This window comes from Rhodococcus wratislaviensis, from assembly GCF_041228765.1.
In the GTDB taxonomy this organism is placed as follows: Bacteria; Actinomycetota; Actinomycetes; order Mycobacteriales; family Mycobacteriaceae; genus Rhodococcus_F; species Rhodococcus_F wratislaviensis.
Window position 1 is genome coordinate 127669 of sequence record NZ_CP150489.1, and the last position, 23635, is coordinate 151303.

The 23635-nt window shown below is 67.8% G+C and carries 20 protein-coding genes; 14 read left to right on the forward strand and 6 right to left on the reverse strand.

Features of this window, described 5'->3' with window-relative positions; genetic code table 11:
- Positions 1-802 precede the first annotated feature (802 nt).
- Positions 803-1048, forward strand: coding sequence for an AlpA family transcriptional regulator (locus tag WKC72_RS39510; RefSeq protein ID WP_037235132.1), 246 nt, complete (start codon positions 803-805; stop codon positions 1046-1048).
- A gap of 520 nt (positions 1049-1568) precedes the next feature.
- On the opposite strand, the gene WKC72_RS39515 is transcribed toward WKC72_RS39510, so the two are convergent.
- The 3 genes from WKC72_RS39515 to WKC72_RS39525 all read right to left on the reverse strand — a co-directional run bounded on the left by WKC72_RS39515 (position 1569) and on the right by WKC72_RS39525 (position 2827).
- Positions 1569-2060 carry a hypothetical protein gene (locus tag WKC72_RS39515; protein WP_370185284.1) on the reverse strand — a complete coding sequence of 164 codons (492 nt, stop codon included), beginning with the start codon at positions 2058-2060 and terminating at the stop codon, positions 1569-1571.
- Positions 2061-2303: 243 nt separating this feature from the next.
- On the reverse strand, positions 2304-2543 hold the full coding sequence (locus WKC72_RS39520; protein WP_370185286.1) for a hypothetical protein: 240 nt from the start codon (positions 2541-2543) through the stop codon (positions 2304-2306).
- A 59-nt stretch (positions 2544-2602) separates the two neighbouring features.
- A complete protein-coding gene (locus WKC72_RS39525) occupies positions 2603-2827 on the reverse strand; it encodes a hypothetical protein (RefSeq protein ID WP_370185288.1) in 225 nt (74 codons plus the stop codon).
- A 639-nt stretch (positions 2828-3466) separates the two neighbouring features.
- Here WKC72_RS39525 and WKC72_RS39530 point away from each other — a divergent pair.
- Positions 3467-4180 carry an HNH endonuclease family protein gene (locus WKC72_RS39530; protein WP_370185290.1) on the forward strand — a complete coding sequence of 238 codons (714 nt, stop codon included), beginning with the start codon at positions 3467-3469 and terminating at the stop codon, positions 4178-4180.
- Positions 4181-4294: 114 nt separating this feature from the next.
- On the opposite strand, the gene WKC72_RS39535 is transcribed toward WKC72_RS39530, so the two are convergent.
- From WKC72_RS39535 to WKC72_RS39545, 3 genes are all read right to left on the reverse strand, one after another.
- Positions 4295-4837, reverse strand: a complete 543-nt coding sequence (locus WKC72_RS39535; protein ID WP_370185292.1) for a helicase associated domain-containing protein — start codon at positions 4835-4837, stop codon at positions 4295-4297.
- A gap of 435 nt (positions 4838-5272) precedes the next feature.
- Positions 5273-5629, reverse strand: coding sequence for a hypothetical protein (locus WKC72_RS39540; protein ID WP_370185294.1), 357 nt, complete (start codon positions 5627-5629; stop codon positions 5273-5275).
- A gap of 287 nt (positions 5630-5916) precedes the next feature.
- Positions 5917-7179, reverse strand: a complete 1263-nt coding sequence (locus WKC72_RS39545) for a hypothetical protein (protein WP_370185296.1) — start codon at positions 7177-7179, stop codon at positions 5917-5919.
- 249 nt (positions 7180-7428) lie between these two features.
- Here WKC72_RS39545 and WKC72_RS39550 point away from each other — a divergent pair, with 249 nt between their 5' ends.
- From WKC72_RS39550 to WKC72_RS39605, 12 genes are all read left to right on the forward strand, one after another.
- Positions 7429-9321 carry a dynamin family protein gene (locus WKC72_RS39550; protein ID WP_370185298.1) on the forward strand — a complete coding sequence of 631 codons (1893 nt, stop codon included), beginning with the start codon at positions 7429-7431 and terminating at the stop codon, positions 9319-9321.
- Positions 9318-10745 carry a GTPase gene (locus WKC72_RS39555; protein ID WP_370185300.1) on the forward strand — a complete coding sequence of 476 codons (1428 nt, stop codon included), beginning with the start codon at positions 9318-9320 and terminating at the stop codon, positions 10743-10745. Before WKC72_RS39550 ends, WKC72_RS39555 begins: the two co-directional genes overlap by 4 nt.
- 239 nt (positions 10746-10984) lie before the next feature.
- A complete protein-coding gene (locus WKC72_RS39560) occupies positions 10985-12883 on the forward strand; it encodes an Hsp70 family protein (RefSeq protein WP_370185303.1) in 1899 nt (632 codons plus the stop codon).
- Between the two features lie 211 nt (positions 12884-13094).
- Positions 13095-14000, forward strand: a complete 906-nt coding sequence (locus WKC72_RS39565) for a hypothetical protein (RefSeq protein WP_370185305.1) — start codon at positions 13095-13097, stop codon at positions 13998-14000.
- Positions 14001-14126: 126 nt separating this feature from the next.
- Entirely contained in the window at positions 14127-15047 is a 921-nt protein-coding gene (locus WKC72_RS39570) for a C39 family peptidase (RefSeq protein WP_370185307.1), read from the forward strand.
- A 175-nt stretch (positions 15048-15222) separates the two neighbouring features.
- On the forward strand, positions 15223-15636 hold the full coding sequence (locus tag WKC72_RS39575) for a hypothetical protein (protein WP_370185309.1): 414 nt from the start codon (positions 15223-15225) through the stop codon (positions 15634-15636).
- A gap of 138 nt (positions 15637-15774) precedes the next feature.
- Positions 15775-16317 carry an RNA polymerase sigma factor gene (locus tag WKC72_RS39580; RefSeq protein ID WP_370185311.1) on the forward strand — a complete coding sequence of 181 codons (543 nt, stop codon included), beginning with the start codon at positions 15775-15777 and terminating at the stop codon, positions 16315-16317.
- Between the two features lie 88 nt (positions 16318-16405).
- Entirely contained in the window at positions 16406-17476 is a 1071-nt protein-coding gene (locus WKC72_RS39585; RefSeq protein ID WP_370185313.1) for a YhcG family protein, read from the forward strand.
- Positions 17477-17574: 98 nt separating this feature from the next.
- Positions 17575-17793 (forward strand): hypothetical protein, encoded by a 219-nt coding sequence (locus WKC72_RS39590; RefSeq protein ID WP_370185315.1) that lies wholly within the window; start codon positions 17575-17577, stop codon positions 17791-17793.
- A 166-nt stretch (positions 17794-17959) separates the two neighbouring features.
- Positions 17960-19633 (forward strand): CopG family transcriptional regulator, encoded by a 1674-nt coding sequence (locus WKC72_RS39595; RefSeq protein WP_370185317.1) that lies wholly within the window; start codon positions 17960-17962, stop codon positions 19631-19633.
- 1673 nt (positions 19634-21306) lie between these two features.
- Positions 21307-22602, forward strand: a complete 1296-nt coding sequence (locus WKC72_RS39600) for a hypothetical protein (RefSeq protein WP_370185318.1) — start codon at positions 21307-21309, stop codon at positions 22600-22602.
- A gap of 95 nt (positions 22603-22697) precedes the next feature.
- Positions 22698-23321: a hypothetical protein gene (locus WKC72_RS39605; protein WP_370185319.1), complete on the forward strand. Its 624-nt coding sequence runs from the start codon at positions 22698-22700 to the stop codon at positions 23319-23321.
- Positions 23322-23635 lie beyond the last annotated feature (314 nt).

The following is a 23635-nucleotide window of genomic DNA, read 5'->3' on the forward strand; positions in this document are numbered from 1 at the left end:
CGTTCCTCCCGCCCGGCGGTGGTCAATTCCTGAGGTACCCGTGACCCGATCTGCTGCACTCGGATCCAGTGAGAAGCCGGCAACCTGTTCCTCATCGCGGCCAGCCGCGGACTGCAGGGAATGAATGACCCCCACCAATCACCGGACATGAGTGCGCAACCCAGATATGCCGCGCTGGTCGAAGCAACCGCGGCCGGGGATTGGTCACTCGGAGCCGAAATCAACCGCCTCCTGCCTGGACTCGACATCGACGACAGCGCAGCCAAATATGGCAGGAACGATCCACTCGCTGATCCCGAATGGCGTTCGTCGCGCTCGACATCGAGTCAACAGCCACGCGGAGGCGCAGTCGGGCGTGATTTGGGGCCCAGATGCCTGCCATCTCCTCGTCTGGGAGATCGGGCAACCTCGGGAAGCGTGCTGCCCGGATCCGCCTGACCCCGCGACGTAATCGTCCCGGGCGGTCATTAGACTGATGGGCGTTCTGGTGAACATCCCCCAATTTTGTTTCCAGAACACCCCCCTGTGGCCCGGCATCACCCCCCCGATGCCGGGCCACACCCCTGCGGTAACGACGACGAAAACATCCGCCCCACGAGCGGGATCCGGCCGTATGGACCGCTATCTGACCCCTGAACGCGTGCGTGAGCATTACAGCACGCCGTTGTAGAGTCATGCCGAGGAAAGTTCCGCACCGCCTGACGTCGTGTCGCAGCCCGTCTGCCGGTCGACCCCCGGGCGGCGGCAACCGGACTACTCGCCGCATCGTCGACGAGCGATGAACAGGAAGGACCCTCACCAGATGGCCAACCCACATCGACTGACCACCGATCAGGTCATCGACCTGATCAAGGAGGAAACCGGTACCGAGCTGTCAGTCTCGACGTTCCGCGGATACGTCTCCCGCGGGCAAGCGCCGGCGCCGGTGGAAAAGATCGGCCGCACCCCGCTGTGGAAGCGCTCGGAAATCGTTGAGTGGGCGAACAACAGGCCGGGCCAGGGCGCGCGCACCGACATCCGCAAACCGCGCCGGCGCCGCGCCGAGTGAGCGCGTTTCCTCGTTGCGACGTCGACGACCTGGAGGCCGCTCCGCGGGAGTTCACCCACACCTGAAGGGCGGGCCAGCGGAGCCTTTCGCGGGGGAGTGGTGGTGTGCACAAGCGGAGGTGGCACATGCACTACTGCATCCGGCGCGAGAAATGGCATTGCTGCCGCACGTGTAGGTCGAGAGTGCTTCCGCGGCTTCATGGGTCGGCCGCAGGTCGTGGGCGCTCGAAGGGGTGTTACGGCGGGCCGACGCTCGAATTACATCACGGTGACGAAAGTGGCGAGAGTTAGGGCCGCACGTTGCGATCGTCTGGTTGAAAGCCGGTTAGCGCAGTTGACGAAATTCGTCACAGCATCGGCGTCGGTCGTCGCAACTGGGGGCTGTGCCGGAATGATCGCCGACACTTGATTAGACGCAATCCTAGCTAGGATAGCTAGCAACAATGTCTCGGGTGGGTTCCGATAACCAGGAATCGTCACCAGCGGCTGAACATTCGCTCGCCGAGCGCACTCGGACACAGTCATCGACGGGCATCGGACCCGAAGGTGGTGGGGAAGGGGCTGGGACCGAGCGTGAGAGTGACCGAGGTGGGGTGGAGTCCGACCTGAGGCCAGCTGGTGGTGACGGTCATTGATCCGGTGGTCGGGTAAGTGCCGATCCAGTACTGCGGCGTGGTTCGGTACGGCCCGGATCCCTCCGGGCCGGAGTCGGGGACCGGGTGGAACGGATCGGCGAGCCCGCCCAGGTCGTCGGCGAGGATGCGCACGGCCAGATAGGACCACTGCGCCGACCAGTCGTGGGGGTCGGTCAGGGGGCGGGTTTCGTAGCGCGCGAAGTCGGCGCGGATACCGGTGACGGATAGCGTGAACCGCAGCAGAAGCCCGGACGCGAACGCGGTCGCGGCGGACAGTTCGAGGGTGAGGTCGTTCTCGGCCACGATCGGCATGCCCGCGTGCACGGTGATCCCTCCGGTGGTGGGCGGCGCGAGGGCCGGCCAACGATGGCGGCGCATGCTTCATCGTCGCATCACTCGGCCCCGCGGTGTCTGTGAATTTCCTGAGAGTCCCTCCCCGCGAGAACGATTTGAGAACGAGACCTACAGCCCGGTAACTGAGACCAGGGTGCCGGCCCCTGTGCTGTCGCCGAAGAGGGTCGTGTCTGCTCCAGGTCCACAGAGCACGACGAACGCAGGATGCTGGGTGACACCGCGCACTACCGGAATACACACGCCGGCGGACGGGGCATGCAGGCAGTGTCAGAGGGCGGCGGTGATCAGGCCGGCAATGCCGGCCACCGCGACGAGCGCGAGAAGGGCCAGCGGGAAAGATCCGAGGACCGTGCACACGAGGGTGGTCAGCAGCGCCAAGCCGATGGTCACGGCGATACCCGCTTCCCAGGTCTCGAGGAGCGCAGCGTCGGACGCCGCGGGGTCGTCGCGCCCGGTGTCGAGGGTGGCATGTGTGGTGGGCAGATGTGGGCCGGGGACGACGGTCACGGGTGGTGCGAATCCTTCCAAAAGTCGAGGGCAGGAGGTGTAAAAGGCTGATGCGCGGGTCACAGGTACTCCAGCACCGGAAAGAGCGCGATCGCGGACATCGTGATCCCCGCGACTCCGGCGACGACTCCGAGCAACGCCCGCAGCGATGCGGACTCATCGTCCGCTACGCCGGACCGGGACGTGGCGAAAGCGCCACACACCACGGCGCTCACGCCCAGGACGAACCCGAGTCCGACCACCCAGAACGACGCGATGGACAACGCCCCCAAGGCGATCGACACGGAGGGCAACCGCGATCCATCACACGGCGCTCGCGGGTGTGCGCGCCCGGAGGAACACCCGTCACTGGTGACACCTGATGGGCGCGAGGTAGCGTCGGTCACTGATCCTCCTCCAGTACGTCGGGTGGCCCGGTCATCGGTGTTGCGAAGCCGGATGTGCCAATCAATCACCTTCCAGCCACTGCCCCAACCCGGTAACAAGTGCACTGCACCTGTAACCGGCGACTGTGACTGGGCCCAGCGGCTTCTCGCTGGTCGTGTCACCGAGTACGACGAATTTAGCACTCTCCATGGTGGAGTGCTAATGATTTGTCCGGTAGGCATAGGCGAGCACCGGGCCGGGATCAGGCGTCGAGATTCGGGTCATCGTGGCGCATCGTCATACTCGCTTGGACGCGAGCAGCAGCAAGCCGGTTCCATCCTTGTAGAAATTGTCCAGCAGGCTGCTGGACAATTTCGAACATTCCCTGCCCTACCCTCCTTCTCTGGCGGCTCGCGGTGCAACATCCGGCATCATCGACGGGCTTCATACCACTCCGTCACCGGGTCCGCCTCAGCCGGTAGTACTCGCACAGTTGTCAGAGGCACCCGCAATACTGCAATCACAACAGCCCCACAGGTAACAGGAGAACAGACATCATGCGCCATCGCCCCCGGGCCGCTTTCCTCGCTCTCGCTGCGGCATCCGTCCTCGGTCTGTCGGGGTGCTCGGCCATCGCCGATGCGGATCCGGGAACCGGGTCACTCGGCGGCGCCCCGGCCACCCCCGCACCGGCATTCGATGCGGCACCGGCGTTGGCGAAGCTCGACGCCCTGGCGGTCAAGGGACGCGCCCCCAAGACCGGCTACACGCGAGAACAGTTCGGCCCGTCGTGGTCCGACGACAACAGCGTCGAGGGCGGCCACAACGGCTGCGACACCCGCAACGACATCCTCCGCCGCGACCTGGTCGACCTGACCTACAAAACCAGTACCCGGGACTGTGTGGTGGCGACCGGCACCCTGCACGACACCTACACCGGTACCACCATCGCGTTCGTCCGGGGTCAGGACACCTCCACGGCGGTGCAGATCGATCACGTCGTCGCGTTGTCGGATGCGTGGCAGAAGGGTGCCCAGCAGCTCAGCCCGGAGCAGCGCCGCGACCTGGCCAACGACCCACGGAACCTGCAGGCGGTCGACGGGCCGACGAATTCGAAGAAGTCCGATTCCGACGCCGCATCCTGGTTGCCGCCGAACAAGAGCTACCGGTGCACCTACGTCTCGCGGCAGATCGACGTCAAAGCGCTCTACCGGCTGTGGGTGACCCAGGCGGAGAAGGACGCGATGAGCCAGGTCCTGCACTCCTGCTAACGACACCCACCCCTGGGTTCGGCCGCGGGGGCAGTGGTGGACACCATCGCTGCCCCGACGTACGAGAGCACTCGTTCATCTGCGGGAATGGATGTGCAGCCAGCGGATTCGCGCTCAGCTCCGCGCTTGAGCCGCAGGCCGCCGGGCGCGGCGATGGGCTCCCGCTCCGGTGTGCTGTGCCGAGGTTCGCGGCCCCCGCGGCCGTGGACCGGGGGAGACCCCGAGAGCGGCGAGCGGACGACGCTCCTCGTCGGGCAATGCGCCGGCCCGCCATTTTTTGATCGCCCGATACAGCCACTGGCCTACCTGTTCGCCGTCGGCGGTGACATAGTTCGCGGGCACCAGCGCGTTGCCGTGCTCTTCGCGGTACGCAGCGATTTCGGTGAGCATTCGCCGCTGCTTGCTGTCGGTAGGTGACACAGCCGGAACCGGGACCTCGTCGTCGTCGCTCCACATGAACCCGATCGCATCGAGTTGCGCGATGCGTTGGGGCGGCAGGGTGCCGAGCATGCGGGCAACTCGCTGGCGCTCTTGCCAACGCCCCAGTCGGAAGCCGTCTTCGGTGACGTAGTCGGCCGGGATCGCAGTGCGAGGATGTTGACGCCGAAAAATGCGGTAGTGCTGCAGGGGGGATGCTGCGGACTGGGTGGTGCGCATTGATATCGCATCCTTCCGAAACCCGTCGCACGTCTTCGAATTTGTCATTATTCCAAGTATGTCAATCGGTTTGACGATTCTGCAAGAAAGCCGGTCTATCCCACAGAACGTAAGGGGATGCGCTGCTGGAGCAGATCCCTCTTGCCGATGACCGGCCGTGACTTATTGCTCGGAAAAACTGCAGGGTGATCAGTGCGATCGTTGGGATGATCACCAGGTTGCATCCTGTTTCTGTTCTCGATTGCGCGGCCAGACCCGTGGCCGCGGGTGACAATTCCTACTGCCGATAAGCTCGACCGTGGCGTGGCAGTGCATCGGCAAGAGCTCGGCTCGCACCATCGCGCGGTCGGGTGACGATCTCAACCTAGGCATTCCCGCGATCGCTCAGACGATGGGCATGCCCACCATCGGGAATCCTGGTCTCGAGCTTTCACATCAGCGGGATGCCTGAAGCCACCACTCGGTGGCACTGGATTCGATTTCGAGAGCGTGGGCGGGCCAGTCGGGATCGGCGATCAGCGTGTGGATTGTTCGTGCCATTTCCGGTGCGTTGCCGTCGATGTCGAGTCTGGTGAGGAGTCGGGCGATCCGACCCTGCTTGGCGGGCCATCTGCCACCCGTTGTTTCGACCAGCGCCGCAATCAGGGTTGCGCACTCATGGTCGCTCAGCGGTGGCGGTGTGCGTGTCATGCCGCGTAATCCGCGGCTGCCGTCGGTGAGCCACCGGTCGCTGGCTTCGTGCTGGATCCGGTTCCAGTACAACGGGCCACGACGGCTGAGAAATGAGCGCACTGTCCGACGGTAGCAAGGGGATGTTGGGAGATCGGTCGTGGTCGGTGGGCGGTGACGGACACGTGCCGGGGCATCGGGGTGAGGTAGCTCTTCGAACGCACGAGCTTGGCCTGCGCGGGTCAGATCGTGGTCAGTGGGCGTCCTCGACGGCGATCGGCGTCCGAAGGTCTCTACCGCTGTTCTTGACGTTGTTTCCCGACGCCGTCGGATGAGTGTGGCTGTGGCCTCGCCGTTGTCGGCGAGGCCACAGCCACAGGGTGCGGTGCCAGCTGGATTCGGGTCCGGGGTTATTCGGCGTTCTGGTCGGCGAGCTCGAGGATCAGGTACTGAGCGGAGATCTGCTGATCGACGTCCTTCTTGTTGTCGGTGCCGCTGGCTTCGCCGACGTAACGGCCGTTGGCGACCATGCAGTAGTCCTGGGTGCCGTTGACGGTGTCCTTGGTGGCGCATTTCGCGTCGGGCAGGCCCTGCGGGGTGGGGGCTGCGGTGAAGCCTTCGGCGAGCAGGTCGTTGTAGAACTCGGTGAGGATCGTCTCGGCGCCGGCATCGTCTTTGGCGCGGTAGACGGTGGTCTTGTAGACGGCGTTGTGCTCGGATCCGGCGTCGGTGAGGATCTTGTAGGTCAGTGGCGGGTTGGTGGAGCGGTGCGCCATGCCGCGGGGGCCGTAGGCGGCCATGTCGTCGCCGAGTTGGGCTTGGGCGTCCTCTTCGGGGAGGGCGTAGATCAGGACCTTGTCCTGGTCGATCATGGGCAGCTGCGCGGACTGCCCTCCGTTCTGGGCGCGGGTCGGGGTGGCCGGGAACTGGTCGATCAGCGGTTCTTGCAGTTGGAGGGACTTCGCGATGGCCTTCGCGGTCCAGTCCTTGTCGGCGGCAGGAGCTTTCGCCCAGGTGTAGAGCAGGTAGTCACCGTGGGGGGTGAACGCGTTGACCGACACCTCGGGTCCGGCATCGAAGTTCGTCTGTCCGGTCGAGACCAGGGTGTTGGGCAGGATGTCGATGTTTTCGGCGGTCTCAAGGCCGGTGCCGTCGTCGACGGTGAGCAGGTTCTGGTGGATTTCGCGGGCGGTTGCGGCGGCGTCCTCGGGGTTGTTGAACCGCATCACGGCTTGGACGACGGACCGGGACGGGTCGGTGGTTTTCGTGGTGGGGGTGGCGGCGGTCGAGACGTAGCCGTAGAGCATCTGGTGGTTGTGAGCGATGTCCCCGGCGGCGTCGCTGAGGACGACACCGAGGTTCTTGCCGCTGCGCATCACCATCGTGGGCATCTTCACCGAGGTCAGTTCCTGGTCGATCTCGAAGGGAACGATGGTGAACTCGGCGAGCCGCTGCCCGTCGACGTCGAGGATGGTTTCCTGGGTGGCCCGCCCGAACTCGGGGGCCGGGCTGGTCGGGTAGCTGCCGGTGTCGAGGGCGGCTGGATCGACACTCGCGGTCGCAGTTTGGTCTCCGCCGGATTTACCGGTGGGTTCTGCGGTGGTGTTGGTGCAGCCGGCCAGTAGCACGGCGGTGGCGAGCACTGCCGCCGGCATCCACGTGGTTGTCCTCATCGTCTTGTCGGTCCCTTCCCTGTCTCACCCCCCGCGAGTGTCGGCGTCGCCGGGCGGGAGCGTGTGGTCTTGGTAGTTGGAGGCCGCGACCGCCTGGAAGGTTCCCACACCTTTCCGGTGGCCTCCGTCACACCCACCGCTCTTGGGGGAGGTGGCCGGTTGGCGATGCAGGCCCAGGCCCGGTCACGCTAGGGTTCGACGGCGCCCAATACCCGGGCGCACACAGATCGACGGGGAAGGGGAGAGGGCGTGGAATCCGCAGCCCAGGCCGGGCAACCGGCCACCGTCGGCTCCCCAGCCGCCGAAGCGCCGCCGCGGGAGCGCGCCGAGGTGCTGCTCTCGTCGATCACCGACAAGATCCTGCGCCCGTTCGGGTACGACGCAATCAGCGACCTCGCCGAACAGCGAGCCCAAAGCCGGGAACAGACCCGCTCGGTGGTCGTGGTCGGCGAGGTCAAGCGGGGAAAGAGCTCGTTGGTCAATGCGCTGGTCGGGTGGCGCGGCGCCTCACCGGTGGGGGTGGACGTGACGACATCGACGACGATCAGCTTCGGTGAGGCCACCGCCGAGCAACCCGGTGGCACGGCACAGATCCTGTTCCCGGACCGAACCGAGCAAATCCCCCACACGGAGCTGGCGGACTGGGTCTCGTGCGAGGGCGCCCATGTCACCGACAGCCGGATCGAGGAATTGCCCACCCGGGCGATCGTCCCGGTGGCCGGCAGCCGACTCGGTGACGTCACCGTGATCGACACCCCCGGGGTGGGCGGACTGGACCCGTCCTACGCGGTCCTGGCGGAAGCGTCGGCGTCGCAGGCATGCGTGTTGGTGATCGTGTGCGATGCCACCACCCCGCTGACGGCGCCGGAGATGGCGTTCATCGACAAGACCGGGTCCGCGGTGGAATCACTGATCGTGGCGGTCACCAAGACCGACAAGAACATCCGCCGCTGGCCTCCGATCGTCGACGAAGACCGCGAACTCTTGGTCCGGCACCTGGGCCGACAGATTCCGGTGGTCGCGGTGTCGAGTGTGCGTGCGGTGATCGCCGCCGAGATGGCACCCGGCCCGCAGCGCGACCACGCCGAGGCACGGTCCGGGATCGTCGAGCTGCGCAACCTGATCGACTCGAAACTCGCCATCGCCGAACACCTTCCGGCGATCGCCGGGCTGCGGACCGCGGTCGAGGGTTTGCGGACGTTGGCGACGGACATGCGCACCCAAATCGCGGCGATCACCCGCAGCGGTGAGGTCATCCCGGATCTGACCGCACAGCTGGCCGAATTGCAGGGCCTCAAAGACCATTCGACCCAGTGGGAGCAGTACCTGCAACGGGACCTGACGTTGATCCGCCAGCACGCCACCGACGACCTCGACCGCCGCCTCGACGACATCCGCCAGAAGTGGACCACCCGAATCAACAAGAACGGGATGGCGGTGCTGCGCCGGAACCCGCAACATTTCACCGCGGAAATGGAGCACGACTTCCAGGCCGCGATGGCCGGGTCGGTCAACCTGTTCCTCGAGCAGCTCTACACCCAGATCGTGCAACCGAGGTTCGCCTCGGAGGTCATCTGGCACGAAATTTCCGAGCAGGTCCTCGCGACGTTGTCGAACCGCACCCTCGAAACCCACCAGGTCGCCGACAAACGGCAGGGACTCCTCGATCCGTCGATGATCACCATGGGGGTGATGGGCTCGTCGATGCTCGGCGGCCTGATCGGGGTCTCGGCGATGATGGGCGTCGGGGCGGTCGTCGGCGTCGCCTGGGTCGGGTTCAATCTCGGTTTCAAGGCGATGCGGGCCGGAAAGACGAACCTGCTGTCCTGGTTGCGGGAGACGATCGCGACCACGAAGACCACCACCGCCCGGATGCTCGAATCCACCCTGGCGCTTGCCCGCCCGGAAATCGTCATCCGCTACCGCGAACACGTGAAAGCCTCGATCGCAACCCTGCAGGCGCAGATCAAAGACGCCGAGGACACCGCCCGGGCCGACAAGGCCACCCGGGAGAAAAAGCTGACCCGCCTGCAGAACAACCTGCGGGTGGTCGAGAACAACATCACCCGCGCCGAATCCCTGATCTCCGAACTGTCCACGCACACCACACCATCGGCCGGCGCGGGCGGTGATCTCCGGTGACGGCCACCCCCACCGCACCGGCCTGGGATCCGGTGCGCGCCGGCCTGGACCGGGCGTTGCACGCGTTCGCCGGCCTGGCCCCCGATCTGGCCGCGCACGCCAACCGGATCGGTCAGATCCTCTGGTCCCCGCCGCGGATCGTGATCGTCGGCCGACTCAAGGCCGGCAAGTCGACACTGGTCAACGCCCTGATCGGGGCGCCGGTCGCCGAAACCGCCGCCCTCGAGGCCACCAGCATCGTCGCCGTCTACCAGGACGGCGCCCCCTCCCGCGCCGAGGTGGTCCTACTGGACGGCTCCCGCCGCCCGCTGCACCTGTCCCGCGGCCACGCCGCCGACCTGGGGGTCGACCCGGAGCAGGTTGCCTACCTGCACCGGTGGCTGCCCTCGGCGGCGATCCGCGATTACACCCTGGTCGACACCCCCGGGCTGGCCACGCTGACCGCCGAGAACGAGGCCCGCACCCGCCGGGTGCTCATCGACGGGTTCGAGCAGACCCGCACCGCCTCCGTCGACGCCGACGCCGCGGTGTTCCTGTTCGACTCCGCGCCCCGCGCCGACGAGATCTCCTTCCTCAAGCAACTCGGGTTCACCCCGCTGAACACCCTCGGGGTCCTCTCCCGCGCCGACGGATTCGGGGAAGGCGCACTGGGGCAGCGCAATCCGCTCGAGCACGCGATCGCCCACGCCCGGGTCCTGGCGGACCGGCTCGCCGACACCGTCATGACGGTGATGCCGATCGCCGGGCTGCTCGCCGAAACCTCCCACACTGGGGCCCTCACCGAAGCCGACGCCCGCGCGCTGGCGTCACTGACCGGGTACGGGCCGCTCGAGGTGCTCGACCTCCTCGACACCGACACCCCCACCGTGGTGCCCGCGGCGGTGCGCGATCGGCTCCTCGATCTGGTCGGCGAATACGGAATCATCCATGGCCGCGACGTCGCCGCCCAAGGGGCCGCCACCCTGAACGAGTGGTTGACCGCCCACTCGGGGATCCCACAGCTGCGGGGAGTGCTCTCGCAGCATCTGGGCCGGTTCGCCGCCGTGCACCGGGCCAGCCGGATCATCCGCGAACTCGACCAACTCGCCTTCACCCACCCCGCCCGGGACCAGATCCGCGGCGTCGTGGACCACCTGCGCCGCGACCCCGCCCTACACACCGTGGTGCTGTTCGAACACCTCAAATCCATGCTCGAGGCCGATCCCCGCTCCCCGGTCACCACCGAACTGCGAAGGCTCCTCGAACATCACACCCCGGCCGGGCAGCTCGGGCTCCCCGACAGCGCGGGCCCGGACCAGGTGCGGGCAACGGCGCAGCAGAAGCTGAGCTGGGCGCACACGCAGGCGCTGTCGACGATGACCGCGGCCGAGGACGCGGCCCTGATCGTGCTGGCGCACACCTACGGCACCCTCGCCGCCACCTGACCCGAACCTCCAGACGGTAGCCCCATGCGAATCAATGGGTGTGGGGCGGGAACCTTTCGCCTGCGACGCGCATCGAACTATCACCCGCCGACGCACACCCCTGTGGAAGGACCGACCCGTGATGTTCTACCGAACGCCGCAGCCACCGCCCCCGCGCCGCCGTGACATGATGCCCGGGCGCGGCCGCGCTGCACAGGCCGCCGGGCGTAATCCGTGGGGTTCGATCACGAGGGGTATCAATGTCTAGGCCGGACTGGCTGCTGGGGATCGACTTCGGCACCTCCAACACCGCCGCCGCCCACACCGGCGCAGTCAGCGGCGCCGTGGAAGCACTGCAACTCAGCCACAACCGCACCACCATGTCCTCGGCGGTGTTCGTCGAATCGCCACACCAGATCGCGGTCGGAGACGTGGCCACCAACCGCGCCGAAACCAACCCCGCCGCCTACATGCCCTCACCGAAGCGCGTGATCGGCCAGGGCGTGGTAAACGTCAACGGCTACGCCATCCCCTCATCGGTACCGGTCGCCGCGGTCCTCGATTCGGTCATGGCCCGGGCCCGCGCCGCACACGCCGGGCAGGCCCCCGCCCAGCTGGTGCTCACCCACCCGGAGGCCTGGTCCCCACGCGAGATCCAGGTACTCCTGGACGCCGCCGCCCAACTCGGGCTGGACCCCTCCCAGGTGACCACGGTGTCCGAACCACGGGCAGCGGCGCACTACTATTCGCGGTCGAACACCCTGCCCCCAGGCGCGAAGATCGCGGTATTCGACTTCGGCGGCGGCACCCTCGACATCGCCGTGTTGGCCGCCAACGACCACGGCACCTTCGACGTGGTCGCCGCGCGCGGCGACAACGGCCTCGGCGGCAAGAACTTCGACGCCTACATCCGCCGGTGGGTCGACGAACAACTCGACGCCCGCAACCCCGAACTGGGTGACTACCTACGATCGGCACCGATCGACATCCGGCACGCCCTCGACGATTCGATCCGCCGCGCCAAGGAACTGCTCTCGGAGGCACCGTCGGCAACCATCACCGTCGCCGGCGGCGGGCACACCGAGAAGTTCCAGATCACTCGCGAAGAGTTCGAGGAACTCATCACCCCGGCATTGGAGAAGGCGGTCACCCTCACCCGGGCTACCCTCGCCGACGCCCACGTCACCGACCCCAGCGGGCTGCACGCGCTGTATCTGACCGGAGGCTCCTCCCGCATCCCGATCGTGCAGGAACACCTCAAGGCACTCGGGCCGATCGCCACCCTCGACGACCCGAAAACCGTCGTCGCGCAGGGGGCGATCGCGGCCGCAGCGCCGATCGTCCGCGGCCTCGGCAACACCGCCGCCGCAGGGGGAGCCGGGGCGCGGTACACCCATCCCACCCCGCCGTCGCCGCCCGACAGTCCGGGCGCGCCGCCGGCAACGGCACCCCTCCCGTCGTCCGGTCCGGACCGGACGACGGCGACATGGCAACCCACACCCACGCCGGCGCCAGCGGGCACCGGTACGGGTAGAAAGAAGTGGACGGTGATCGGCGCCGCGGCCGCCGCCGTGGTGATCGCCGCCGGCGTCATCGGAGCGATTGCCCTCACCGGCGACAAGGGCGCCGCCGACCAGGTGCCGCCCGCCGACACCGCCGCCGCCGCCGGTGACACCGCCAACGCGGCGCAGGCCGGCGCCTCCGGAACCGGAAACACTCAGGTCCCGACCACGAAAGAGGCTGTACTGGCAGCCCTTCCGGCCGCATTGCGAACAGATCTGGAGAACTGCAAAACCAACGGGGAAACCGAGAACGGTGGCCTCCAGATGCAATGCACCCTGAAAGAGGGCACCGCGTTGACCGCCGGGATCTCCGACCAGGACTACCAATCGATCATCGTCAGCGTCGATGCCGCCGAGGCGAAAAAGCGGGTCCTCGGCATCCGGCAGGGCTTCCAGAACGACACCACCTCGACCGACAACGAGATCGTGGAGAACATCCCGCGGACCGCGGCCGCACACATCGACGGTCCGGGCTACGCGAACACCTACGCGATCTGGTACGCCAACAGCTCGACCGGGGTGATGGCCAGCTTCAGCGACGCCCAGGGCCTCGACGGCGCGAAGACGTTCCTCTCCCGCGCCGGCCTGATCAACTAACTCCCACCGCAGCCGCAGAGACATCCTGCGCCCGCCCCGTCTGATTCGGGGCGGGCGCAGTTGTCTGTGCAGGCCTTTCGCCCCCGGTCACGGCCGGCCGCAAAGTTTTTCGGGCAGGCCGGGAACCTTTCGGGGCACTCACCGCATCCAACTCTCGACAACAGGGAAACTTCGCTTCCCGGCCAATACCTTCGACGGACAAGGATTCGAGATGAGCAACCCCCGCGGCGCACAGGACAACCCGACCACCACCGGCACCACCTCGCCCAGCCCCAGCCCCAACCTGACCGGGGACCCGCAGGACGCCACCTACACCACCGCCCCCGCCGCGGGCGAGCAGCCGCCGGTGACAGCCGATCCGGTCGGAGCCGGTACCGCTCCGGGCCCCACCGCCGGCGACACCGACCTCGGATCCGGCACCGCCGGCGACACCGACCTCGGATCCGGCACCGCCGGCGAACCCGATCCGGGCGCCGGCACCGGCGGGGAGTACTACTCGCCGCGCGACGTCGACGGCGACGGGAACGTCGACCTGATCCACACCCGCATCGAGGGGGTCGAAACAATCACCCACATCGACGAGGACGGCTCCATCACGCTCGTCGAGCAGGACACCGACGGCAACGGCACCTACGAAACCGGTATCGCCCCCACCGCCACCGGGATCCGCCTCGCCGACGACCTCGACGACGACGGAACCGTCGATCTCGCGACCCATCTCGACCCGGCCACCGGCGCACCGGTCCGCCAGGACGTCATCGAGGACGGGCGGATCACCGACACTCGGCTCGACACCACCGCCGACGGCAACCCGGACGTGCACCTGATCGACAGCAACGGCGACGGCCGCTTCGACACCGCCCTCCTCGACACTGACCTCGACGGCATCACCAACGACACCCTGGTCGACACCAACGGTGACGGCACCTTCGACCTGCGCACCGCCGACACCGACAACGACGGCACCCAGGAGTCGTTCGACACCGCCACCGACGGGCACCTCGGGTCGATCGAGCAGTTCGAAGCCCTCATCCCCGCCGAGGACCACTACCACGAGCAAGCCGGTACGTACCCGACCGAGACGCCGGCCGACCAGACCGCCACCGACCTGGCCTGACCCAACACACCTGGGCGGCGCCGCGCCGGCGGCGCCCACCAACCTCGAACGGCCGGTGGGCGCGCAGCACACCCCGCACCCACCCGATTTATGTTGCGGCCGAACCTCACACCGGGAGAGTACCGAATGGATGACATCGCCGCGGACCTGGACGCAGCAGCCTGGTCCGCCAGCCCACTCGACGACGACACCTACCTCGGCGCGCCGGTCCCGATCGACGAGAGCCTCGACGCGATCCCCGAACCGGTCTTTGAGGACGACCCGTTCGCGGAGGTCGCCGACGGGCCGGGACCGGTGGATCTGTCCGTCATCGACCTGAGCGCCCTCGACCCGGATCTCGCCGAACCCCCGGAACTGTCACCGCCGCAGGACGCGACCGGACCGGCGGCCGACCCGGACACCGCACCGGAGTCCGCGGTCGACGGTGCTGGCGGGGACGGGGTGTACGGGGACCCGGTGGAATGGTCGGTGAACTGGTTCTTCCAGCAGGTCGACGGCTACTGCGGGCCATCGAGCGCCGCGCAGGTGATCGCCCAGTACACCGGCGTCGTCATCGACGACCCCCAACAGTTGGTGGACCGGGCACTCGAACTCGGACTCATGCAGGACGGCGAGCCCGCGCAGGGCATGACCTTGCCGAACCTCGAGATCCTCCTCGAAGACCAAGGGGTGCCCTGCACCGTGCAGGACAGTTCCATCGACGACCTGAAAACCAAGCTCGAAGACGGCTACGGGGTGATCGCGATGGTCGACTCCGGGGAGATCTGGAACCCGGACCAAGAAGCCGGGGAAGACGAGACGGCCGACCACTTCCTCGTCGTCGCCGGCATCGACGAAACCCGCGGAGTGGTGATCCTCTCCGACCCCGGCGCCCCGAACGGAAACCAGCTCGAGGTGCCCATCGACCAGTTCGAGGACGCCTGGGCGGACTCGGGCTGCAAAATGCTGGTCGCCGACACCCCCGATCCCGACCTGGCCGACCACCCGGACCCGGTGGAAATGTCGGTGGCCGCACCCGATCGCCGGTGGGCGATGATCGACCTGTAGCGGTAGTCGCTACCCACCGACAACAGGTTGGGCGTGCACACTGGAGAGGCCATCACCGACATCGGGTGGCGGTGCTCCAAAAGATGCGGTCGGTTCGGCGGGAACCTTTCGCCGGTCCGGTGCATCCAACGAGTGCGGGCGTCTGTGTCGGCGCCGACATACTGAGGGAAACGAGGTGAGAGCAGCAGTGGACGACGACTCCGTCCTTGCAGCACTGGGGGTATCGGGCGCCCTGCCGCCCGTGCCCGACGATGTGTGGGCGCGCGCCCTCGAGATCGCCCTCGACCCCACCACCGCACCCGTCGACGCCGACCTCGTCCCCGACACGGACGACGTACCGGTCGTACCCGAGGACGACGACATCATCCTGCTCGACGACGACACCGACCTCGACACCGATGCTGACGACGGCAACGTCCCAAACCCGGACCTCGATACCGACGCCGCCGACGACCCGGATCTCGACCTACCCGCCGGGCAGGATCTCGATCTCGGCGACGACAGCGTCGACCCGTCCACCCTCGGCGCCGACGACCCGGCCGACCTCGGCATCGACCTCGGCGGGCACCACGACATCGACCCGCTCTGACCACCAGCACGTCCCCACCGCCCCGGGCGCGGTCGGACACCGAATTCCTGGCTCCGGCGGCTGTATGTGACGGCGGGTACGATTCCCTCGGCGCCCGGGGGCGGCAACGACAGTGATCACGGCACGGGGGGACGAGACATGGACGACGCGGACCTGATCGCGGCGTGCAAAGCCGGCGATCGCCACGCCTTCGCCGAACTCGCCGGCCGCTACCGCACCAACGCCTGGCACGTGTGCCTGCAGATCACCGGCAACACCCACGACGCCGAAGACGCCCTGCAGGACACACTCACCGCCGCCTGGCAGAACCTGCCGAAATTCCGCGGCGACGCCCGCTTCAACACCTGGCTGCACCGCATCGCCGCCAACGCCGCCCTCGCGGTCGTCCGACGCCGCAAGAACACCGACAGCCTCGACGACACCGACGGCGAATACGGCATCCTGCTCGAAGATCCCACACCCCGATTCGACGAGCAAATCACCACCATCGACGCGGTCCGCCGCGCCCTCGCCCAACTCCCCGAAGACTTCCGCGTCGCCATCGTGCTCGCCGAATTCGCCTCCCTGCCGTACGCCGACATCGCCGAACACCAAGGCGTCACCGTCGCGACCGTGAAAACCCGAATCCACCGCGCCCGCAAACAACTGGCCACACTCCTCGCACCCGCAATCGACCCGTGAGTCGACCACGCGTGATCCGTCCGCAATGCACGGTACGTATCGGCGGTGCCCAACATTCGCGTTTCCGGTCGTACGGGAGGATGGGAGGGTGAGTGACTCTCCACTGCTGCCCGACGACTACCGCGACTTCCTCGAGCACCTCAAAACCCAGGTCCGCCAAGCCCGGGTCCGGGCCACACGAGTGGTCAACACCGAGTTGCTCCTGCTGTACTGGGACATCGGCCGCGCGATCCTGGACCGCCAGGCAGCCGAGGGGTGGGGGAGCAAGGTCATCGACCGACTTGCCGTCGACCTGCGGTCCGAGTTCCCCGAGATGCGCGGGTTCTCCCGCAGCAATCTGCACTACATGCGGAAGATCGCCTCGGCCTGGCCCCGGAGCGCATTCGTCCAACAAGCTGTTGGACAAATCCCGTGGGGACACGTGACCGTGCTGATCGACCGTCTCGACGACCAGAAATCCCGCGACTGGTACGCGGCCGCGGCGTTCGAGCGGGGCTGGTCCCGCAACGTCCTATCCCATCAGATCCGCAACCGACTCGACCAGCGGATCGGGGCAGCACCATCGAACTTCACCGACCACCTGCCCACCGGTGACTCCGACCTGGCGCAGCAACTGGTCCGCGACCCGTACGTCTTCGACTTCCTGGATCTGACCGATCGGGTCGCGGAGCGAGAGCTCGAGGCCGCGCTGATGGCCCGGTTGGAACGGTTCCTGCTCGAGCTCGGGCACGGCTTCGCGTTCGTCGGCCGGCAGTACCACTTCGACGTCGACGGCGACGACTTCTACATCGACCTGCTGTTCTTCAACTGGATCCAGGCCCGCTTCGTCGTCGTCGAGCTGAAGGTCGGCCGTTTCGAGCCCGAGTACGTCGGCAAGCTCGGCTTCTACGTGTCCTGGATCGACGACAACCTGCGCGACCACAACCAGCACGCGCCGACCATCGGGATCCTGCTGTGCGCCGGACGCAATGACAACGTCGTCCGCTACTCCCTGGCGGGAACCACCGCACCGTTGGCGGTCGCCGACTACACCTACGACACCCTGCCCGCACCGGTGAGGGAACTCGTCCCCACCGATGACGAACTCGCCTCCGCAGTGGGGGAGACCCTCACCCACTTGGCGGAAACCCCGTCGCCACGCGCCGGCACCGATCAGTGAACCCGCTGGTATCGGCCGACCGGGGCCGAGCCAGTGATATGAATGAGCTATTCGAACCGGATTGCAACATAACAATGCAGCATTGTAAAGTTGGTGACATGACGGAACCCGCGCCGAGCAGCGACGAGAACCAGACCGAGCCCGCCGACAATGTGCCGCAGCACACCGAGAACGGCTTCGGCACCTACGAGTGGGATCCCGAGCGCGGAATCGTGTTCCGCATGGACCTCGACCAGTTCGGCACGATCGGCGGCGTCCCGGTCAGCCAGTACACCCCGCCACCCCCGGCCCCGTACAAACCGCTCAACCTCTCCTGAGTATCAGTCACACTCCCCGCGACCGCCAGCACCCGCCCCCGGATGCTGGGGTGCACCGCATTTCGCAGCTACCGGCTCGCCGAGGCGCCGTGACCGATCGTGGCGGCGGTCGGGCGCCGTGGGGTGCGACTCGCGGTCCCCGGCCCTACCGGAACAATTGCCGGTGATGAGCGAGACAAACATGGGCCGCGTACCGGTGGGGGATCCGATCCCGCTCCGGCTCGATCCGACCACCAAACAACGCCTCGAGGAGGTGGCCGCCGGCATCGGCCCGCGCCGCTTCGGGGCGCTGGTGCGGGTGGCCGCCCGACGACTTCTCGCCGACCCCGACCGGGTGCCCGACGCCCTGGCCCAGGCCCGCCGCGCCTCCGCCGACGCCCGCCGCATCCCCTGGGGGGAGCGGCCTCTCGACCTCGACCCCGCCACCAACACTCGCCTCCACGAACTCGCCCACGAGTTTCACACCGACCGCAGCGCGATCGTCCGCGTCGCACTGCACCGCTTCCTCACCGCGGCCGGCCGATTCCGCCACCCGGTGCTCCGCGAAGACGCCCGCACCGATCTGACCTGCCGCACCCGCGTGTACCTCAACCGCTCCACGCTGGTCCGCCTCGAAAAGCTGATCAGCCGCAACGGCGACGCCCTCACCGCCGCAGCGATCCGGGTCGCGGTCCGCCGACTCCTCGACGACCTGGGAGACCTCGCCGCCGACCTGGCCACGATCGGCGCCGCCCGCGACCTGACCCCGGAAGTCCTCGGCCCGCGCACGAACGTGCACTTCGATGACGACCTGCGCGACCAACTCGACACCCTTGCCGACCAACTCGACTCCGACCGAGCCGAACTGATGCGCCTGGCCGCCCGCCAGCTCCTGGCGAACCCGCGGGGCCTCGAGAAGGCGGTGACCGAAGAGATCTACCGCGGGGACGCCAACCGGGCCAGGCTCCTCGCCCGGGACGCCCGCCGTCGGCAGGCCGCGGCCGACCAACCTGCCCACACGCCCAGTCGAGCACCGAGTCCGCAGGGGAACCCGTTCGGGCGCCGGCACGTCTTCCGGTTCGACGAGGACACCAAACGTCGCCTGGAGGAGCTGGCAGACGAGTACGGCCCCCGCCGGGTCTCCGCGCTGCTCCGCGTCGGAATTCGCCGACTCATCGCGTACCCGGCGGCCGATGAGGCTCTCGCGCAGGCACGCCGGGCCGATGCCCAGGCCCGCGCGCTCCCGCATCACCCGGTCACCCTGAAACTGGACTCTCTGACGGCCGCCCGCTTCCGCGCCCTCGCCGCCTGCCACGAGGCGTCGCCTCGGGACCTGGTCGCGGTGGCGGTGCACCGCTTCCTCACCGCCCCCGGCCATTACCGGCCGACCCTGCTCGACGAGGCCGGCGTGTCCGGGCTCGACGAGAAGTTCAAGGTGTCCCTTCGCCCGTCGGCCCGACGCGACATCGACCGGCTCGCCGACCGGCACGGCACACGGCTCAGCTCAGCGCTGGTGCGCGTCGCGGTGCGCCGACTCCTCGACAACTCTGGCGATCTCGCTGGTGACCTGGAAAACGTTGCGCCCGTGCATGACCTGCGCCCGGCGCACCGTACCGCCCGGGTCGACCTCGCCCTCGACGACGAACTCCTCGCGCACCTCGACGCCCTCGCCGACCGGCTCGGCTCGGACCGGCAGGAGTTGGTGTATCTCGCGGCCAAACGCATCCTCCGCTCCCGCGGAGACATCGAGAACCAGATGCTCGACGAGATGTTCCGCGCCCCGACCAGCCGGAAACACCTGCTGGCCAGACATGCCCGCCGTGAGCGGATTCGTCGGATGGACCGCGGCAGCGATACCTGACCTGGGAGAATGTGCGGTGGGTCGGGCCCGCAACACCGGAGGGCTCATGTCTCGGTTCCTGCGGCTCGCCTTCGTCGCGTCCACGGCGGCCGCCGCCCTATCCTCGAACGCGGCGCCCGCACACGCTGCCCCAGCTCCGAGTGGGTGCGACATGCAGTTCTTCGCGGTCGGTGGTGCCAGGTCGACCAATGCACCCGGATCGGTGAATACTCACCAATTGGAACTGGTGTGCGTCCCGTTCACCAACATTGTTTATCCCGTCAACGCCATCACCGTGTTGGGGGCCGGAGGTGCCCACCTTCTTGCCCTCCATCGCACTGTGTCCGCCGCCCATCTACTTCACGCTCGGTCCCATGGCGCACACCCGGGTGCACATCCGATAGGACCAGCCCACGGCTGCTCCCGCCCCCTCCAAATCGGCAAGTGAACTGCGGGAATGACATTTCCTCGGAGGCGGTCCCCCGATCGGCTGTCCTCGCCAGTAGGTTCCGCGAAGCGGCGTCACTTTCCAGATTTCATGTCACTCGCGTGTCACTTTCTAGGTTTCGTGTCACTCGGGACGACATTGGATGTGTGCGCAGGACCAGGGTGGTCGCGGTCTGGTGCGCGAGACATCGACGGTCCTGTCGAGTCCGGTCTCGGCCGTGGATCCGCACCAAGTCGTTCACGGTTTGCCGGTTCGACGAGTCCGGCGTGATCAGCACCGCCGCATCATGCGGAGATGTTCTGGTCGGTTACCAATCATGGCCAGTGTGAGAACTTGTCGCTGTGCTCGATCAGCGATCGTGGCAGGCGCGGGTCTACGCCCTGCTGAGGCGGAGCGACAGGTAGTTGCTGAAGCCGACGCGACGCGCGAGGCGGACGGGACGTCGGCGATATTCGGTTACGAACTCGCGATAGAGACCGAGCGCGGGTGCGTTGGTGTCGGTGATGTCGCGCAGGATGAACTCGTCGTAGCTGGGAAGATCGACGATGCACTGTATCGGTGCGTTTCCAATCCCCGCCTCTGGTGGGTGGGGGCGGTTGTGACGAAGCCGATCTCGGCCAGACCGTCCCGTGCCTGCTCGGGTGCACCGAGGAACTACGAGCGCACCACCAGGTAGCTGATGGTCCCGTGCAGGATCCCGAGATGGCGACGGCACTCCGGCTGCCGCGGTGCGAAGCACTGCTGATCGCCGGAGGTGACCGATGCGAGAGCTGTGGTCCCCGCAAGCGGTACACCTGCAGCGGCTGCGGCCGTCAGAATCAGATCGCGGCCGCCGTCACCGACGAAGGCCCGCTCTGTCCGCGCTGTTACCGCCGCGACCATGTACACGACTGCGGGCGCTGCGGCCGCAGCACGAGGAATGTCCGCGTCGACGACCGCACTGCCGGTACCTGGATCTGCTACCGCTGTTGGACACCGCCAACTGCGGCGTGTAGCAGCTGCGGGAGGGAGAAACCGTGCGACCGCCGCACCACAGAGGGCCGGCCGATCTGCTCCCGCTGCCGCGCCCGGCAACGCCCCTCGCACCGATGCGCGCAATGCGGCGACGTCCGGCCCATCCACACCACGCTGCCGCTGGGCCGTATCTGCGGGCCCTGCTATCGACGCCTGCGGGGTAACCCGGAGCCTTGCACCCCAGTGCAGGCAGCGGCGTCCGCTCGTCGCCCACGATGGCGCTGGGGGGCGGGTGTGCGGTCCCTGCTCTGGCGACGACCGCAACTGGTACTGCGTCCGCTGCGGACGCGTCGACCTCCTCGTCGCCGGCACCCACTGCCTCGCCTGCGACACCCACCTCCGCAGCCACCAACTCCTCACCGGGCCCGACGGGAAAATCTCGGCGCAGCTCACCGGCCTGCACGCCCTGTTCACCGAACCGGACGCGACTGAAGCCGCACATCGGCTGCTCGCCGGTAACAGCACCTGGATCCGGTTGCTCCGCGAACTCGTCGCCGCCGGTGACCCGATCACCCTCGCCGTGCTCGACCACCACGGCACCGACATCCCGGTCGAGCATCTGCGCAGCATCCTCCTCCACACCGGTGCCCTTCATCCCCGGGACAACGCCGTCGATTCGGTTGCGCCGTGGCTCGACACCCTCGTCGCCGACCTGCCCACCGATCTCGCGGCCACGGTGCGCGCGTACGCGTCCTGGTCGGTGCTGCGCCGGGCCCGCGGGCGCGCCGCACGCGGGCACCTCGGCGTCAGCGCGCCCAAGTACGCGCGTGTCCGCCTCCAGGTCGCCGTTCAGTTTCTGACGTGGCTCACCGACCATTACCGCACCCTCGCCGACGCGACTCAGGCCGATGTCGACCGCTGGCTGGGGGAGGGGGCCAGCACCCGCCACCGACTGCGGGACTTCCTGCGCTGGGCGCACCAACACGATCGTGCTGCCGACCTGCACGTGTCCTGGCTCGGCCGTGACGGTCTTCCTTCCCAGCTTCTCGCCGACGACGAACGCTGGTCCGCGCTCCGCCGATGCCTGACCGACCAAGGCCTCGACCTGCGAGTCCGAGTAGCTGGCGCGCTCGTCCTGCTCTACGGTCAGATCCCCACCCGCATCGTCGAACTCACTGCCAGCGATCTCGTCGCTGATAGACGAGGTGACAGCACCCTGCGGTTGCGCGATCGTCCCGTCCTGCTGCCGCCGGCGCTCGCCGCGCTGACCACCGAGCTCACCAGCAGGCCGGATCGCCGCCGTCGCGGGGCGCCCACGTCGTCGGCGACGCCGCAATGGTTGTTACCCGGCCTGCGTCCCGGCGCACACCTCGATTCCGGCCGGCTCGCCCTCCTCCTGCGCACCGCCGGGATCCCGGTACGGCCGGCCCGCGGCGCCGCGTTGGCGGCGCTCGCCGCCGATCTGCCCGCACCCGTGCTGGCGGACCTCCTCGGCATCTCCGTCAGTGCAGCGACCCGCTGGAGCTCCCTCGCCGCCCGCGACAACGCCGAATACCTCGCCGCGCGAGTCGAACATCCGCCCCGCTGACATACCGCACCCGAGCACCAGCGGGCGAGTTGTGTCGGTCCCCGCCCCTACCCTCACCGGTAACAGCACCAATCAGCAGCGAGCGGAGGGGAACCATGGTCACCGCCGCCAGCGCGCCGATGCTGCCGGGGATGCTCGCCTCCCCGGCGGTCTCCGAGATCGAGCAACTCGCACTGATCGGCCAGCCGCAACCGATCCGAATTCCCGAACGGCTGTGGCGGTCCTGGCTCGACGACCCCACCGTCGTGGCGCGATTCGAAGCGAAGACCTACCGACGCCCGGGCGGCCGGTGCACGGTGTGGCTCGGGAGTGTCTCATCCACCGGTCACGGCTCCTTTAGGGCGGCCAGCCTGCCCGGGCCCTCCCGCCGCGGCACCGTTCCCGCGCACCTGTTCGCTTACCAGCTCGAGTACGGCGTCATTCCGCGGCTGGGGTGGTCCGGCGCCGACGACACGGTGCTGTGTCACCAATGCGACTTCGCCGGCTGCACCAACCCCGCGCACATGCGGTTGGGCACCAACGCCGTCAACCGCACCGAATACCACCTGCGGCGCCGCAATCTCGCCAGCCCCCTCGCCGACGTCCGTGGCCCGGCCGGACGCATCCGCGCGGTCGCCGCCGCCATCCGCACCGGACTCGCGCGCGGCGACGATCCCGACAGCATCGAAGAGCGGATCCGGTGTGCCGAAACGGCCGGACTTCCCCTCACCCTCTGGTGACCGCCAGGCAGTGCCATCGACTGCTGATGGGGCGTGCGAAATCCTGGTCCGAGGGTTTCAATCAGGTCGAGGGCCGGTTGTGGTGGCCAGGTATTCGCTCTGCTCCCACGGCGCGGTAGGCGCCGTAGGGAGCGCTCAACTGTCGCGAGCAATGATGCCAGCCTTTGGCCGACTCGACGAGCGTTCGCCCCGGGGACGTCATTGTCCTCACCGCGCCTGCTGCGCTGGGCCAGTTGATCGCCCAACTCCTTCTCTCACAAGGTCATCGCCAGCGGGACAGGACGAAGCAGGATCACCGTCCGATACAGGTTCGT